The following is a 16,777-nucleotide window of genomic DNA, read 5'->3' on the forward strand; positions in this document are numbered from 1 at the left end:
CATGAAGACGGCCGAACGACCGGCCGCGGCCCCGCGGGTCCGCCCGGTGCCGGCGCCGTCCCCGGCAGGGGACCGGAGACGGCGCCGCCTCGCCGACCATCTGCGCGCCTACGGCTTCCTCGCCGGCGGCCTCGTCTGCTTCGCGCTGTTCTCCTGGTACCCGGCGATCCGGGCGGTCGTGATCGCCTTCCAGGAGTACACGCCGGGTTCGGAGGCCGAATGGGTCGGCACCGCCAACTTCACCCGCGTCCTCGACGACCCCGAGTTCGGCGCCGCCTGGCGCAACACGCTCACCTTCACCCTGCTCGCCCTGCTGATCGGCTTCGCGATCCCCTTCGTACTGGCCCTCGTCCTCAACGAACTGAGGCACGCCAAGGCCTTCTTCCGGGTCGTGGTCTACCTGCCGGTGATGATCCCGCCCGTGGTCAGCGCCCTGCTGTGGAAGTGGTTCTACGATCCGGGCGCCGGCCTCGCCAACGAGGCGCTGCGCCTGCTCCACCTGCCCACGTCGAACTGGACCAACGGCGCCGACACCGCCCTGGTCTCCCTCGTCATCGTCGCCACCTGGGCCAACATGGGCGGCACCGTCCTCATCTACCTGGCCGCCCTGCAGTCCATCCCCGGCGAGCTGTACGAGGCCGCCGAACTGGACGGCGCGACCCTGCTCCAGCGCGTCCGCCATGTGACGATCCCGCAGACCAGGTTCGTCATCCTGATGCTGATGCTCCTGCAGATCATCGCCACCATGCAGGTGTTCACCGAACCCTTCGTGATCACCGGTGGCGGACCCGAGAACTCCACGGTCACCGTCCTCTACCTCATCTACAAGTACGCCTTCCTCTACAACGACTTCGGCGGCGCCTGCGCGCTGAGCGTGATGCTCCTCGCCCTGCTCGGCCTGTTCTCCGCCGTCTACCTCCGCTTCACCCGCTCCGGAGAGGAGGCCGTATGAGCAGCACCACCCGCACCCTCGTCTCCCCGGCGGTGCTGGCCCGCCCGCGCGGCAGAGCCGCGTACTGGACCGTGTTCACCGGCATCGTCGTGCTGTTCGCGCTCGCCTTCCTCTTCCCCGTCTACTGGATGGCGAGCGGCGCGATGAAGTCACCGGACGAGGTGGCGCGCACCCCGCCCACCCTCGTCCCGGAGAGCTGGAGCACCAGCGGGTACACCGACGCCTGGGAGCTGATGCGGCTGCCCACCCACCTGTGGAACACGGTGGTGCAGGCGGCCGGCGCCTGGCTGTTCCAGCTGGTGTTCTGCACGGCCGCCGCCTACGCCCTGTCCAGGCTCCGGCCCGCGTTCGGCAAGCTGATCCTCGGCGGCATCCTCGCCACCCTGATGGTCCCGGCCCAGGCCCTGGTCGTACCCAAGTACCTGACCGTGGCGGACCTCGGACTCCTCAACGATCCGCTCGCCATCTGGCTGCCCGCCGTCGCCAACGCCTTCAACCTCTATCTGCTCAAGCGCTTCTTCGACCAACTGCCCAGGGACGTCCTGGAGGCCGCCGAGATGGACGGCGCGGGGAAGCTGCGCACCCTGTGGTCCATCGTGCTGCCCATGTCGCGGCCGGTGCTCGGCGTGGTGTCGATCTTCGCGCTGGTCGCCGTGTGGCAGGACTTCCTGTGGCCGCTGATGGTCTTCTCCGACACCGACAAACAGCCGATCAGCGTGGCCCTCGTGCAACTGTCGCAGAACATCCAGCTGACCGTGCTCATCGCCGCGATGGTGATCGCCAGCATCCCCATGGTCGCGCTGTTCCTCGTCTTCCAGCGGCACATCATCGCCGGGATCAGCGCGGGCAGCACCAAGGGCTGACACCGGCACCCTTCACAGAAGAGAAAGGCACGCACCGTGGGACAGCCCACCCCTGCCCGAAGCGACGACTGGTGGCGCTCCGCCGTCATCTACCAGGTGTACGTCCGCAGTTTCGCCGACGGTGACGGCGACGGCACCGGCGACCTCGCGGGCGTCCGCGCCAAGCTGCACCATCTCGCCGAACTGGGCGTGGACGCCCTGTGGTTCAACCCCTGGTACCTGTCCCCGATGAAGGACGGCGGCTACGACGTCGCCGACTACCGGACGATCGACCCGGCCTTCGGCACGCTCGCCGAGGCGGAGAAACTCATCGCCGAGGCACGCGAGCTGGGCATCCGCACGATCGTCGACATCGTGCCCAATCATGTCTCCGACCAGCACCCCTGGTTCCGCGCCGCCCTCGCCGGCGGCCCCGAGCGCGACCTGTTCCACTTCCGCCCGGGCCGCGGCGAGCACGGCGAACTCCCCCCGAACGACTGGCGGTCGGAGTTCGGCGGCCCCGCCTGGACCCGGCTGGACGACGGCGACTGGTACCTCCACCTGTTCGCCCCGGAGCAGCCGGACCTCAACTGGGCCCACCCCGCCGTCCGCCAGGAACACGAGGACATCCTGCGCTTCTGGTTCGAGCGGGGCGTGGCGGGTGTGCGCATCGACTCCGCCGCGCTGCTGGCGAAGGACCCCCGGCTGCCGGACTTCGCCGAGGGCCGCGACCCGCACCCCTACGTCGACCGCGACGAACTCCACGACGTCTACCGCGCCTGGCGGGCCATCGCCGAGGAGTACGGGGCCGTCTTCGTCGGCGAGGTCTGGCTCCCGGACACCGAACGCTTCGCCCGCTACCTCCGCCCCGACGAACTGCACACCGCGTTCAACTTCTCCTTCATGACCTGCCCCTGGGACGCGGCCCGGCTGCGCACCTCCATCGACGAGACACTGGCCGAGCACGCCCCGGTGGGCGCCCCCGCCACCTGGGTGCTCTGCAACCACGACGTGACCCGCACGGTCACCCGCTACGGCCGTGCCGACACCGGGTTCGACTTCGCCGCCAAGGCCTTCGGCACCCCCACCGACCTGGCCCTCGGTACCCGCCGGGCCCGCGCCGCCGCCCTGCTGTCCCTCGCCCTGCCAGGCGCCGTCTACGTCTATCAGGGGGAGGAGCTGGGGCTGCCCGAGGTGGAGGTGGCGCGCGAGCTGATCCAGGACCCGATGCACGCCCGGTCGGGCGGCGTCGACCCGGGACGCGACGGCTGCCGGGTGCCGCTTCCCTGGGTGGCCGAGGCGCCGTACGCCGGATTCGGCTCGCGGGAGACGCCGTGGCTGCCGCAGCCCGAGGACTGGGCGGCCTACGCGGTCGACCGCCAGCTCGACGATCCCGGCTCCATGCTCTCCCTCTACCGCCGGGCGATCCGCCTGCGCCCCGCGTTCGGAGAGGGACCGCTCACGTGGCTCCCCGCCCCCGAAGGCGTCCTCGCCTTCGCCCGCGCCGAGGCCACGCGCTGCCTGGTGAACCTCGCAGACACCCCGGTCGCCCTGCCCGAGAACGCCGAGATCCTCCTCGCGAGCGGTCCCCTGGACGTCGACGGACGGCTGCCGAAGGACACCGCGGTCTGGCTACGCGTCTGACACCGCGGTGCGGTTACGCGTCTGACACCGCGGTGCGGTTACGCGTCCGACACCGCGGTGCGGCTGAGCGTCTGCCACCGCGATTCGGCTGCGTGCCCGCGACCCGCACCCCGCTCGTCCCGCACCCCCACCACGAAGGGATCAGCACATGAGTACGTCCGCGACCAAGGGATTCACTGTCAGGAGCATGCCAGCCATCGGTACGGCCGTCGCCGTGGCCGCCGGCCTGCTCGTCGCCCTCGCGCCCGCGCCCGCCCACGCCGCGGCGGGCGCCACCCTCCCCTTCACCTCGGTCGAGGCCGAGTCCGCCACCACCACCGGGTCGAGGATCGGCCCCGACCACACCCAGGGCACCCTCGCCTCCGAGGCCTCCGGCCGCCAGGCGATACGCCTGAACGCGGGCCAGCGCGTGGAGTTCACGGTGCCGCGCGCGGCCAACGCCGTGAACGTCGCCCACAGCGTCCCCGACGGCCAGTCCGGCACGCTCGACGTGTACGTCAACGGCCAGAGACTGGCCAAGACCCTGCCGGTGACGTCCAAGTACTCCTATGTCGACACCGGCTGGATCCCGGGCGCCAGGACCCACCACTTCTACGCCAACTCCCGGCTGCTGCTCGGCCGTGACGTCCAGGCCGGTGACAAGGTCGCCCTCCAGGCCACCGGCGTCCAGGTCACCGTCGACGTCGCCGACTTCGAGCAGGTGGCCGGGCCCGCCGCGCGACCCGCCGGTTCCGTCTCCGTGACCGACAAGGGCGCCGACCCGAGCGGCCGGGGCGACTCCACGCAGGCGTTCCGGGAGGCCATCGCCGCGGCGCAGGGTGGAGTGGTGTGGATACCGCCGGGCGAGTACCGGCTCACCTCCTCCCTCAACGGCGTACAGAACGTCACCCTCCAGGGCGCCGGTCACTGGCACTCGATCGTGCGCACCTCCCGCTTCATCGACCAGCCGAGCTCCTCGGGCAACGTCCGCATCAAGGACTTCGCGGTCATCGGCGAGGTCACCGAACGCGTCGACTCCAGCCCGGACAACTTCGTCAACGGCTCGCTCGGCCCGAACTCGTCCGTCTCCGGCATGTGGCTCCAGCACCTCAAGGTGGGCCTCTGGCTGACCGGCACCAACGACAACCTCGTCGTCGAGGACAACCGCTTCCTGGACATGACGGCCGACGGCCTCAACCTCAACGGCAACGCGCGCGGCGTGAAGGTCCGCAACAACTTCCTGCGCAACCAGGGCGACGACGCGCTCGCCATGTGGTCGCTGTACGCGCCGAACACCAACAGCAGCTTCGAGAACAACACCATCTCGCAGCCGAACCTCGCCAACGGCATCGCGATCTACGGCGGCACCGACATCACCGTCAGGAACAACCTGGTCACCGACACCAACGCCCTCGGCAGCGGTATCGCGATCTCCAACCAGAAGTTCCTCGACCCCTTCCACCCGCTGGCCGGCACCATCACGGTCGACGGCAACACCCTGGTCCGCACCGGTGCCATGAACCCCAACTGGAACCACCCCATGGGCGCCCTGCGCGTCGACTCCTACGACAGTGCCATCGAGGCACAGGTCAGGATCACCGGCACGACCATCACCGACAGCCCGTACAGCGCCTTCGAGTTCGTCTCCGGCGGCGGACGCGGATACGCCGCGAAGAACGTCACCGTCGACGGCGCCACCGTGAACAGGGTGGGCACGGTCGTGGTGCAGGCCGAGACCCAGGGCGCCGCCACCTTCCGCGGTGTCACCGCCACCGGCGTCGGATCGGCCGGCGTCTACAACTGCCCGTACCCGTCCGGCTTCGGCACCTTCACCGTCACCGACGGCGGCGGCAACTCCGGCTGGAACAGCACCTGGTCGGACTGCTCGACCTGGCCGCAGCCCGGCCAGGGCGACCCCGACCCCGACCCGGACCGCAACCTCGCCCAGGGCCGCACGGCCACGGCCACCGGCTCCCAGGACGTCTACACACCCGGCAAGGCGGTCGACGGCGACGCGAACACCTACTGGGAGTCGGCCAACCAGGCCTTCCCGCAGTCCCTGACGGTCGACCTGGGCTCCACGCAGGCCGTGCGCCGGGTGGTGCTGAAGCTGCCGCCGCAGGCCGCGTGGCAGGCCCGCACGCAGACCCTGTCCGTACAGGGCAGCACCGACGGCTCGGCGTACTCGACCCTGGCCGCCCCGAAGGACTACCGCTTCGACCCGGCCACCGGCAACACGGTGACCATTGCGGTCAACGGGAACATCCGCCACCTGCGGCTGCACGTCACCGGAAACACCGGCTGGCCGGCCGCCCAGTTCGGCGAGGTGGAGGCCTACCTGACGAGCTGATCCCCTCCAGGCCCCTCCGGCGCGGCGTTTCAGACGGCCACTCGGCGTGTGAGGTCCCGGTTACGAAACGTTCCCCGCCGTCCCGGCCGCGCCGGAGGTGGTTCTGACACCTCGGAAACGGCCCCCTCACGAACCGGCAAGACGGGGGCCCCACGCTGTTCGGTATGACCGACACCACGCAGCAGAGCCTCTTCGAGCAACTCGGAGGGGAGGACGCCGTCGCGGCCGTCGTCGACATCTTCTACGACAAGGTGCTCGGCGACCCCGACCTCAAGCCGTACTTCGCCGGGGTGGACCTGGACCGCCTCAAGCAGCACCAGCGCCGCTTCATCGGCCAGGCCCTCGGGTCCACCCGCCCCTACTCCGGCCGCTCCATGCGCAAGGCCCACGAGCACCTGGCGATCACGGACGCCGCCTTCGGCCGCGTGGTGGAACACCTGGCCGCCTCGCTCGGCGAAGCGGGAGTGGACGAGGAGACCATCGGCATCGTCGCGGAAACCCTGCTGCCGCTCAAGCAGGACATCGTCACCGCCTGACCCTCACGTCTCGTCCACCGAGGCCGTCGTCCCGCGCTTCGCCGACTGGATCCGCTCGTACACATGGGTCCGCAGCTCGGCGAAGCGCGGCGCCACGCGTGCTCAACCGGTCCCGCTCGACGGGCAGATCGACCTTCGGCTGCTCCCGCACCACGGTGGGCGAGGCCGACAGCACGATCACCCGCTCGCCCAGGTACACCGCCTCCTCGAAGCGGGCCCGCTCCCGGTCGGCCTCCCGCGAAGTTACCTGTGCGTTCCGCACGTCGGAGTGATGACAGTGGTGACTGTGCGGGACGGTACGCCGCGTGACACCGTCGTGCCCGTCGGCAACCGGTGGGAGGGAGACGGCGTGAACAAGGGCTATGCCGTGTACTGCGACGCGGACCCGTACTTCTACGACGCTCCGCACCGCACCGTCTCCCCGGCCGGAAGCGGGCGCTCCCGGTACGCCGCGGCCTCGTTGCCCGTCCCGCCGGGATGGCAGCGCAACGAGAGCGGGGACTGGCTCGCCCTGCGTCCGGTCGACGCCGACCTGCCCGACCAGGGGTGGAAGATCCACGTCTCCGCCTGTCTGGACAACGCCGAGTCCGTGCTCGAGCGTGTGTGGCGGCACTGTGTCGCCGGCGGCACGGCCTTCAAGTTCGTCCCCAGCCGCTATCTGCTGCACCAGCGCAACGCCAAGTACGCGGACCGGGCGGGCAGCGGCAAGTTCATCACCGTGTACCCGGCGGACGAGGCGCGGTTCGAACGGCTCGCGGGCGAGCTGTCGGAGCTGCTGGCGGGCGAACCCGGACCGTACATCCTGAGCGACCTACGGCTCGGCGACGGCCCGGTGCACGTCCGGTACGGCGGCTTCACCCGGCGCAACTGCTACGACGAGCAGGGGGAGCTGCGGCCGGCCGTGACCGGTCCCGACGGCGTGCTGGTGCCCGACCTGCGCGGCCCCGTCTTCCGCGTGCCGGACTGGGTGGATCCGCCCGCCTTCCTGCGCCCGCACCTTCGGGCCCGGGACGCGCTGACCGTGGGCGGCCTGCCCTATACCGTCGAGTCGGCGCTGCACTTCTCCAACGGCGGCGGTGTCTACCTCGCCCGCGACTCCCGCACCGGGGAGCGGGTCGTCCTCAAGGAGGCCCGTCCGCACGCCGGTCTGGCGGCCGACGGCGCGGACGCCGTGACCCGGCTGCACCGCGAACGCCGGGCGCTGCAGCGTCTGTCCGGCCTCGACTGCACTCCCGAGGTGCTCGATCACCTGACGGTCGGGGAGCACCACTTCCTGGTGCTGGAGTACGTCGACGGCAAACCGCTCAACACGTTCTTCGCCCGCCGCCACCCACTCATCGAGGCCGACCCCGGTGAGCAGCGGCTGGCCGAGTACACGGCCTGGGCCCTCGACGTCCACGCGCGGGTGGAACGTGCCGTCGAGGAGGTCCACGCCCGGGGCGTGGTCTTCAACGACCTGCACCTGTTCAACATCATGATCCGCGAGGACGACAGCGTCGTCCTGCTGGATTTCGAGGCGGCGCACCAGGTCGGCGAAGCCGGCCGGCAGACCGTCGCCAACCCGGGGTTCGTGGCGCCGTCCGACCGGCGGGGGGTCGCGGTGGACCGGTACGCGCTGGCCTGTCTGCGGCTCGCGCTGTTCCTCCCGCTCACCAGTCTGCTGGCACTGGACCGGCGCAAGGCGGCCCATCTCGCCGATGTGGTGGCCGGTCAGTTCCCGGTGGACCGGGCCTTCCTGGACGCGGCGGTCGACGAGATCACGGGTGGCGCCACGGCCCCCACCGGCGCCCCGGCGGCGCGACGGACGGCCGAGCCGATGGTGCCGGTCCGGCCCGACGACTGGCCCCGCAGCCGGGACTCGATGGCCGCCGCCATCCGCGCGTCGGCGACACCGTCCCGTACCGATCGGCTCTTCCCCGGCGACATCGCGCAGTTCGCCACGGCCGGTGGCGGCCTGGCCTTCGGCCACGGCGCGGCGGGAGTGCTGTACGCCCTGGCCGAGAGCGGGGCGGGAAGGGACGAGGACGGGGAGCAGTGGCTGCTGGAGCGGACCAAGCAACCGCCGTCGGGCATGCCGTCCGGCTTCCACGACGGACTCGCCGGCCTCGCCTGGACACTGGAGTACCTCGGCCACCGCGATCGCGCCCTCGACCTCGCCGAGCTGCTCCTCGACCAGCCCTTCGACCACCTGGCCCCGGACCTGCACAGCGGTACCGCCGGACTGGGCCTGGCCCTGGACTCGCTGGCCGCGGCCACCGGGGAGACCGCTCTGCGCGCGGCGGCCCGGCGCTGCGCCGAGCTGACCGCTCGGGGCGGGCCCGCCGGGGACGGGAGCACCGGCCGCGGACGCGCGGGGCTGCTGTACGGCGCGGCGGGACGCGCCCTGCTCTTCCTGCGGCTGTACGAACGCGACCGGGACCCCGCTCTGCTCGACCTCGCACGCGACGCGCTGCGCCAGGACCTCGCCCGCTGCGTCCGCGGGGCGGGCGGCGCGCTGCAGGTCGACGAGGGCTGGCGCACCATGCCCTACCTGGGTGCGGGCAGCGTGGGCATCGGCATGGTGCTCGACGACTACCTGGCGCACCGGGAGGACGAGGAGTTCGAGCGGGCGAGAGGCGAGATCGTGGCCGCGGCGCAGGCCATGTTCTACGCCCAGCCGGGCCTGTACCGGGGTGTGTCCGGGATGGTGCTGTACCTCGCCCGCACGACGGCCCGGGTACCCGGCACCGGCCCGGGGGCCGTCCGGCGTCAGCTCGACGCGCTGTCCTGGCACGCCATGAGCTACCGCGACCGGCTCGCCTTCCCCGGTGAGCAGATGATGCGCCTGTCCATGGACCTTTCCACGGGCACGGCAGGATGCCTGCTGGCCGTCGCCTGCGCCCACGGTTCCGCGCCCGCCGGGCTGCCGTTCCTACCGCCGCCGCGCACGCCGGGCGGCCCCATGACCCGGCCCCTCCAGGGGTCGTGAGGAAAGAAGACAACCCGTTGTCCCACGAAGGGAAAATGTCATGAACCTGTTCGACCTGCAGTCGATGGAGACCCCCAAGGAAGAGGCCATGGGGGACGTCGAGACCGGCAGCCGCGCGAGCCTGCTGCTCTGCGGTGACAGCAGCCTGAGCGTCACCACCTGTAACTGACACCGGTGTTGACCGCCGCGGCGACGTGGTGAGTCACGTCGCTCGGCTCCGGCGCCCCGGGTTCCTGCCCGGGGCGCCGGAGCCCGCTTCGGCGGACGCCCGGCCCACCCGGCACGCCGGGTACGCGGCCGGTGTTCGCTCACGGTGCACGGACGGAAGGAGGTCGGCCGGTGCTGACGACCGGGTTCCGGGCGCGGCGGGCGGGCAGGGCGCGGGACGGAGCCGACGGCGCGGCGCCGGGGCGCCTGCCCGAAGTGCTGGTGCTGCTGTGCTCGGTCGGGGCGTCCGTGGCGACGGTGGCCCAGCCCTTCGCCCTCGGCCGCACACTGGATCTGCTCCTGCGCGACGGCAACGGCGAAGCCGACGGCGCCGCGGGACACTGGCTGGCCCTGAGTGCCGCGCTGCTCCTCGGTGAACTGCTGCTCGACAGCCTCACCTCCCTGTTCACCGGCCGCTGCAACGCCGTGTGGACGGCGTCCCTTCGCTCCCGCGCCTTCGACAGCCTGCTGCGCGCCGTACCGGACCACGCGCGGCCCTTCAATCCGGGGGACGTCGGGACCCGCCTGACCCTCAACGCCGCCGACGCGGGGGGCGCCCCGGCGGCCCGGGCGGCGCTGGCGGCCTCGATGGTCACGCCGGTGGGCGCGCTCGCGGCGCTGGCCGTCGTCGACGTGTGGGTGGCGGCCTGCGTGCTGGCCGGGCTGCCCGCCCTGGTGCTGGTGCTGCGGACCTTCGCCCGGGACACCGGTGCCTCGGTGGCCGCCTACCAGAACGCGCAGTCGCAGATCGCGTCCCGACTGCTGGAGGCCCTGGAGGGCGCGGCGACGATCGCCGCTGCGGGGACCGGCGCCCGTGAACGAGCGCGCGTGCTGGCACCGTTGGGCCGACTCGCCGCCCTGGGCCGGCGCATGTGGGCGCTGCACGGACGGGCCCTGGGCCGAAGCGGTGTCCTGGTCCCCCTGCTCACCCTGGCCGCCACGGCCGTCGGCGGCCTGCGTCTCGCGTCGGGCGCCCTGAGCGTGGGCGGGCTGCTCGCCGTGTGCCGCTACGCGCAGCTGACGGCCGGCGTCGGTGGCGCCGCCTCACTGTTGGGCGCGGTGGTGCGGGGCCGCGAGGCACGGAACCGGACCCTGGCCCTGGCACGTATGCCCACGCTGGTCTATGGAACGCGACGTCTTCCCCCGACCGGACCGGGTGATCTCGAACTGTGCGGCGTGCGGGTGGTGCGCGACGGCAGGCAGGTCCTGCGTGCCGACGGTGTGCGGGTGCCGGGCGGCGCCACCGCCGCGGTGGTCGGCCGCAGCGGAGCGGGGAAGTCCGTCCTGGCCGCCGTGGCGGGACGGCTGATCGACCCCGACGAGGGACAGGTGCTGCTGGACGGTGTCCGGCTCGACCGGTTGACCCGGGAGGCGTTGCGCACCGAGGTCGCCTACGCCTTCGAGCGCCCGGCGCCGGCCGAGGGCACGGTCGCCGAAGCGGTTGCCACCGGCCCCCGGCAGGTGTCGCCCGAGCAGGTACGGGAAGCCTGCCGTGCCGCGGGCGCCGACGGCTTCGTCCGCCGGCTGCCGAGCGGTTACGACACCCCGCTGCCCGCGGCGCCGCTCTCGGGCGGCGAGTACCAGCGCCTCGGGCTCGCCCGGGCGTTCGCGCACGCCGGACGGCTGCTGATCATGGACGACGCGACGTCCAGTCTGGACACCGCCACGGAGCACGAGGTGGACCGGGCGCTGCGCCACTCGGTGCGGCCCGGAACCAGGCTGGTCGTCGCGCACCGCCCGTCGGTGGCGGCCCGGGCGGATCTGGTGATCTGGCTGGAGGACGGGGGAGTGCGGGCCGTCGCGCCCCATCGCGAACTGTGGGACACGGCCGGCTACCGGGCGGTCTTCGGCGCCGGGAGCACCGAGGCCGCGGCACCGGGAGCGAGCACGGCGCGCCGGCCCCGACCCGAGGAGGCGCGGCCGTGACGCGCGTCGCGGACGCAGGCGCGCGGGGCACGGGTGACGGGTCCGGGGCGCTGCGCCGCATCGCGCCGCCCGCCCGCCGCTTCCTCGCCCGCCGTACGGGAGTGCTGGCCCGGCTCGCGCTCTGGTCGCTGGCCGAGACCGGGCAGGCGTTCCTCGTGGGTTACGGCGTCGCCCGAGCCGTCGACCGGGGGTTCCTCGCCGGTGACGTGCGCCGGGGGCTGCTGTGGCTCGCGATCGCGCTGGTCGCCGTACTGTTCGGTGCCCCGGTGATCCGGGGCGTGTTCACCCAGCTGGCCGGGCTGACGGAGCCGCTGCGTGACGGCCTGGTGCGGCGCCAGGTCGACCGGTCCCTGGCCCGGGCCATGCTGGGCGGGTCCGGCGGGACGGACCGGGCGACCGTCTCCCGGCTGACGAATCAGGTCGAGATCGCCCGGGACAGCTTCGCCGGTCTCGTCCTGACCCTGCGTTCCTTCGTCTTCACCGCCGCCGGAGCGCTGCTGGGGTTGTTGTCGCTGCACCCCGCCCTCCTCGTGGTGGTGCTGCCGCCGCTGTCGGGCGGCCTGGTGCTGTTCCTGGTGACACTGCGGCCCATGGCGGCGGCTCAGCGACGCGCTCTGGCGGCCGACGAGGCGCTGGGCGACCACGCGGCCCGGTCACGGGCGGCGCTGCGCGACCTGACGGCCTGTGGGACCGGGCCCGAGGCGGCGCGTCGCGGCGCGGAGCTGGTCGACGAGGCCGCCGCGGCGGCCCGTGTCCTGGCCGGCTGGGCGGCGGTGCGCACGGCGGCACTCGGCGTCGCGGGTCATCTGCCCGTCCTCGCGCTGCTGCTGGCGGTGCCGTGGCTGCGCGGGCGAGGAGTGACGGCGGGCGCGCTGCTGGGGGCCTTCACCTATCTCGTGCAGTCGCTGCTGCCCGCCCTGCACACGCTGATGACCGCGCTCGGTGCGGCGGGTGCCCGGCTGCTGGTCGTCCTCGACCGGATCATCGGCCCGGAGCCGGGGCCGGAGCTGGAGCCGGAGCCGAAGCCGGAGCCGGCGGGGGTGGAAACGGCGGAAGCGGTGGAAGCGGCGGGGGTGACGGGCAGGCACTACGCGCGGCCGAAGCCCGCGTACCGGCCTGCGCGCTTCGCGACCGCCGGCACAGCCGTCAGGGCCGCCCCCGCCCCCGACCGGGCGACCGCCGGCACCACTGACGTCGGCGCCCGGTCGCCGGTTCACGGGGGACGCCCGGCGCCCGGCGGACCGACCGCGGCGGTGGAGATGCGGTCCGTGACCCTGTCCTACGGCGCCCGCGCGGAACCGGTCCTCGACTCGCTCGACCTGTGCGTCGCCCCGGGCGAGCGCCTCGCCGTTGTCGGACCGAGCGGCATCGGCAAGTCGACGCTCACCCGCCTGATCGCGGGGACGCTCGCGCCGAGTGGCGGCGAGGTACGGGTGGCCGGCCGGGAGGTGACCGGGCGCGCACCCGCCGAACTCGCCGCGCTGCGCGTGCTGGTGCCCCAGGAGGCGTACGTCTTCTCCGGGACCGTGGGTGACAACCTCGCGTATCTGCGTCCGGACGCGGACCGCGCGGACCTCGACGCCGCCGTCGGGGCCCTCGGTCTGCGGCCGCTGGTCGAGCGCCTGGGCGGGCTCGACGCACCGGCGCGGCCCGCCGAACTGTCCCCGGGCGAACGGCAGCTCCTCGCGCTCGCACGTGCCTACCTGGCCCCCGCGTCCCTGTTGCTGCTCGACGAGGCCACCTGCCATCTCGATCCCGCGTCCGAGGCACGCGCGGAGGAGGCCCTCGCGCGGCGCCCGGGAACGCTGCTGGTGGTGGCGCACCGCTTGTCATCGGCCGTCCGCGCCGACCGGGTGCTGGTGCTGGACGGGACGGAGGCGGTGTGCGGCACGCACGAGCAGGTGCTGGAGCGCTCGCCGCTCTACCGTGACCTGACGGGCCACTGGAACGCCGGCCCGGCCCGGGAGGCCTGACCGCGGCCGGCCGTCCCGAGCGGGGTCACCGCACGCCCGTCACGTCCATCCGGCACTCTGGACGATGCGTATCGCGTCGACCCGGTTGCGGGCGCCCACCTTCCGGATCGCCGTGGCCATGTAGTTGCGGACGGTGCCCCGGGACAGGTGCAGACGGGCCGCGATCTCGGACATCGGCGCCCCCTGGGAGGCGAGGGACAGCACGCTCAGTTCGCGGGTGGTCAGCGGCATCGCCGCGCCTTCCAGCAGGGCGACCGTGAGCGTCTCGTCGAGGAAGCGTTCTCCCTTGGCGACCGTGTGCACCGCCGTGATCAGCCGGTGCGCCGGGGCGTTCTTGTCGACCAGCCCGAGGGCACCGCCGTCGAACGCCCGGCGGAGGATCCCCGGCCGCTTGGCGGTCGTCAGGACGACGAGCCGGTCCCCGCCCCGCGCCCGGAACGGCGCGTCGTGCGTTTGCCCCGGCCCCTGCAGGCAGTCACCGTCCACGACCCACACGTCCGTCGGCAACACCTCCTCGTCCGGCGGGCCGGCGCCGGGTGACATGGACGAGACCTCCAGCGCGACATCGGATCTGAGCAGTTGCACCAGTGCCGACCGCAGCAGTTCCTCGTCGTGCACCACGACAGTACGAACCATCTCCCCCACCCCTTGTCAGCGGCTGCGCAGGGGGCAGCCGACCCCCACACTCCTCCCGCGCCACGGGCCGTGTGCCCTGATCCGTTGCGGAAGAACACGACACGTACGCACGTGCGAACCACATCGGACGCATTCCGCCGCTTCCGGCGCCCCCTGAGAAGGTGGCCGGCCATGTTCCGCCCGGGCGGAAACGGCGGAGACACACACCCTCCGGCGGACGGCGCCCGCCGATGCGGAATGCGGCAGTCGGCCGTCACGCCCCCGCCGGCGGTCCCGTCGCCCTGGCCACGGCGGCACATCGCCGGCCGGAGCGGCCGTACCACGCCGGACGACAAGTACCGGGGCAGCGAGTTCGCCCCACCCGGCCCGCGGCTGGAAACAGTCATCGCCCAATCTGGCGTGAATCCCACCGTTCGTGCGGACGGGCCGCGCTGCCCCGCCCCCCGTCAACTCGGCCCGGAACGGGAGCCGGTGGGCTGTCGGCGGGTGCCTTCGGTCTTTCGCCCATCGTCACAGCGAGGCACGCCGATCGGGCCGCTGCCGGACGAGCTGTGCACCTCACGTACCGACGACCTTCACGCCCGCGCCACTGCGCCCTTCCGCGACGTTCGCTGCTCCTGGAACACTCCTCTCGCGCGCACCCCCTCAGCATCCGGCACCGTACGAGAGGCCCTCATCCATGCCCGAAGTCAACCGGCGCCGATTCCTGCAACTCGCGGGCACCACGACGGCGTTCGGCGCGCTGTCCGCGAGTATCGAGCGGGCCGCCGCGCTCCCGGCCAACCACCGCTCGGGGTCGATCGAGGACGTCGAGCACATCGTCGTCCTCATGCAGGAGAACCGCTCCTTCGACCACTACTTCGGCAGGCTGCGCGGCGTCCGCGGCTTCGGCGACCCGCACCCGGTGAGCCTGGACGGCGGCAGGTCGGTGTGGCACCAGACCAAGAGCGACGGCACGGAGGTCCTGCCCTTCCGCCCGCAGGCCGACGACCTCGGCATGCAGTTCCTGGAGGGGCTGCCGCACGGCTGGTCCGACGGACAGGAGGCCTACCACAACGGCAAGTACGACCGCTGGCTGCCCGCCAAGGGCACCACGACCATGGCGTACCTGACCCGTGAGGACATCCCCTTCCACTACGCGCTCGCCGACACCTTCACCGTCTGCGACGCCTACCACTGCTCCTTCATCGGCTCCACCGATCCCAACCGCTACTACATGTGGTCGGGTCACACCGGCAACGACGGCAAGGGCGGCGGCCCGGTCCTCGGCAACGACGAGCTCGGCTACGACTGGACGACGTACCCCGAGCGGCTGGAGGAGGCCGGGATCTCCTGGAAGATCTACCAGGACATCGGCGACGGTCTGGACGCGGCCGGCCACTGGGGCTGGATCGACGACGCCTACCGCGGCAACTACGGCGACAACTCCCTGCTGTACTTCAACAAGTACCGCGACGCCGTGCCCGGCGACCCCTGGTACGACAAGGCCCGCACCGGCACCGACGTCAAGAACGGCGACGGCTGGTTCGACGAGCTCCGTGCCGACGTCAAGGCCGGGCGGCTGCCGCAGATCTCCTGGATCGCCGCGCCCGAGGCCTTCTCCGAGCACTCCAACTGGCCGTCGAACTACGGCGCCTGGTACATCTCCCAGGTTCTGGACGCGCTCACCTCCAACCCGGCGGTGTGGGCGAAGACCGCCCTGTTCATCACGTACGACGAGAACGACGGCTTCTTCGATCACGTGGTGCCGCCGCTGCCGCCGAAGTCGGCCGCGCAGGGCAGGTCCACCGTCGACGTCTCGCTGGACGTCTTCGAGGGCAGCGCCACTCACCGGGAGGGCTTCTACGGACTGGGACCGCGCGTGCCCATGCTGGTCGTCTCGCCCTGGAGCAGGGGCGGTTACGTCTGCTCCGAGACCTTCGACCACACTTCGGTCATCCGGTTCATGGAGCGCCGGTTCGGGGTGAGCGAACCGAACATCTCGCCGTGGCGGCGTGCCATCTGCGGCGACCTCACCAGTGCCTTCGACTTCTCCCGCGAGGACAGCCGGCCGGCCCGTCTTCCGGACACCGACGCCTACGAACCGCGGGACCGCGACCGCCATCCCGACTACCGGCCCACGCCCCCGGCCGACTCCAGCCTGCCCCGGCAGGAACGGGGGCCGCGCCCCGCCCGCCCGCTGAGGTACGCCCCGGCCGTGGACGGTTCCGTCGACCCGGCGGCCGGGAAGTTCACGCTCTCCTTCACCTCGGGCGCCAGGGCGGGCGCGGCCTTCCTGGTCACGTCCGGCAACCGCACCGACGGCCCCTGGACCTATACCACCGAGGCCGGCAAGGAGATCTCGGACACCTGGAACTCGGCGTACTCCGGCGGCTCGTACGACCTGACCGTGCACGGGCCGAACGGATTCCTCCGCGTCTTCCGGGGGAGGAACGCGTCCGCCGGCTGTGAGGTCACCGCCCGCCACACCGGCGACGACATCCGGCTGACGTTCGTCAACGGGGGGTCCGGCACGGCCCGGCTGTCGCTGGCCGACGGCTACGCCGACCGCCCCACGACCGTCATCGTCCGCCCCGGTGCCACCGTGCACCGCACCATCGACCTGCGCACGAGCCACCGCTGGTACGACCTGACGGTCACCTCCGCGACCGACGCGTCGTTCCTGCGCCGTTTCGTGGGCCACGTCGAGAACGGCCGCCCGGGCATCAGCGACCCGGCGATCGTCACGGACTGACCGCCGGCCGGCTGGACGGGCCGGGGGTGA

At 72.5% G+C, this 16,777-nt stretch carries 11 protein-coding genes and 1 pseudogene; 10 read left to right on the forward strand and 2 right to left on the reverse strand.

The annotated features are described in order from the left end of the window. Window position 1 precedes the first annotated feature (1 nt). The 5 genes from IE178_RS28100 (at window position 2) to IE178_RS28120 (ending at window position 6,303) form a co-directional block, all read left to right on the forward strand. Window positions 2-952, forward strand: coding sequence for a carbohydrate ABC transporter permease (locus tag IE178_RS28100; RefSeq protein ID WP_193514239.1), 951 nt, complete (start codon window positions 2-4; stop codon window positions 950-952). Then, window positions 949-1,815 (forward strand): carbohydrate ABC transporter permease, encoded by an 867-nt coding sequence (locus IE178_RS28105; protein ID WP_193514240.1) that lies wholly within the window; start codon window positions 949-951, stop codon window positions 1,813-1,815. The genes IE178_RS28100 and IE178_RS28105 overlap by 4 nt, the downstream gene beginning before the upstream one ends. Window positions 1,816-1,851: 36 nt before the next feature. After that, a complete protein-coding gene (locus IE178_RS28110) occupies window positions 1,852-3,438 on the forward strand; it encodes a glycoside hydrolase family 13 protein (RefSeq protein WP_193514241.1) in 1,587 nt (528 codons plus the stop codon). Window positions 3,439-3,625: 187 nt separating this feature from the next. After that, window positions 3,626-5,767, forward strand: a complete 2,142-nt coding sequence (locus tag IE178_RS28115) for a discoidin domain-containing protein (protein ID WP_438874419.1) — start codon at window positions 3,626-3,628, stop codon at window positions 5,765-5,767. 164 nt (window positions 5,768-5,931) lie between these two features. After that, window positions 5,932-6,303: a group I truncated hemoglobin gene (locus IE178_RS28120; protein WP_193514243.1), complete on the forward strand. Its 372-nt coding sequence runs from the start codon at window positions 5,932-5,934 to the stop codon at window positions 6,301-6,303. Window positions 6,304-6,306: 3 nt separating this feature from the next. Here IE178_RS28120 and IE178_RS28125 read toward each other — a convergent pair. Further along, window positions 6,307-6,511: pseudogene (locus IE178_RS28125) on the reverse strand (ABC transporter ATP-binding protein); the annotation flags it as partial. Between the two features lie 141 nt (window positions 6,512-6,652). Between IE178_RS28125 and lanKC the strand changes: the two are divergent. The 4 genes from lanKC (at window position 6,653) to IE178_RS28145 (ending at window position 13,377) form a co-directional block, all read left to right on the forward strand. Continuing rightward, window positions 6,653-9,271 carry a class III lanthionine synthetase LanKC gene (gene lanKC, locus IE178_RS28130; protein WP_193514290.1) on the forward strand — a complete coding sequence of 873 codons (2,619 nt, stop codon included), beginning with the start codon at window positions 6,653-6,655 and terminating at the stop codon, window positions 9,269-9,271. Window positions 9,272-9,311: 40 nt separating this feature from the next. Beyond that, window positions 9,312-9,440 (forward strand): mycelium formation morphogenetic lantipeptide SapB, encoded by a 129-nt coding sequence (gene ramS, locus IE178_RS28135; protein WP_006130296.1) that lies wholly within the window; start codon window positions 9,312-9,314, stop codon window positions 9,438-9,440. Between the two features lie 170 nt (window positions 9,441-9,610). Continuing rightward, window positions 9,611-11,404 carry an ATP-binding cassette domain-containing protein gene (locus IE178_RS28140; protein ID WP_193514244.1) on the forward strand — a complete coding sequence of 598 codons (1,794 nt, stop codon included), beginning with the start codon at window positions 9,611-9,613 and terminating at the stop codon, window positions 11,402-11,404. After that, the gene (locus IE178_RS28145; protein WP_193514245.1) at window positions 11,401-13,377 is read left to right on the forward strand and encodes an ATP-binding cassette domain-containing protein; all 1,977 of its coding nucleotides are present in this window, start codon (window positions 11,401-11,403) and stop codon (window positions 13,375-13,377) included. Before IE178_RS28140 ends, IE178_RS28145 begins: the two co-directional genes overlap by 4 nt. A 39-nt stretch (window positions 13,378-13,416) precedes the next feature. Here the strand turns inward: IE178_RS28145 and IE178_RS28150 are convergent, their stop codons facing one another. Further along, the gene (locus IE178_RS28150; protein ID WP_318280283.1) at window positions 13,417-14,013 is read right to left on the reverse strand and encodes a response regulator transcription factor; all 597 of its coding nucleotides are present in this window, start codon (window positions 14,011-14,013) and stop codon (window positions 13,417-13,419) included. A gap of 679 nt (window positions 14,014-14,692) precedes the next feature. On the opposite strand from IE178_RS28150, the gene IE178_RS28155 reads away from it, so the two are divergent. Beyond that, window positions 14,693-16,747, forward strand: a complete 2,055-nt coding sequence (locus IE178_RS28155; RefSeq protein ID WP_193514247.1) for a phosphocholine-specific phospholipase C — start codon at window positions 14,693-14,695, stop codon at window positions 16,745-16,747. Window positions 16,748-16,777: the final 30 nt, after the last annotated feature.

Origin of the sequence: Streptomyces griseoloalbus, assembly GCA_014650015.1 — a bacterium.
In the GTDB taxonomy this organism is placed as follows: Bacteria; Actinomycetota; Actinomycetes; order Streptomycetales; family Streptomycetaceae; genus Streptomyces; species Streptomyces griseoloalbus.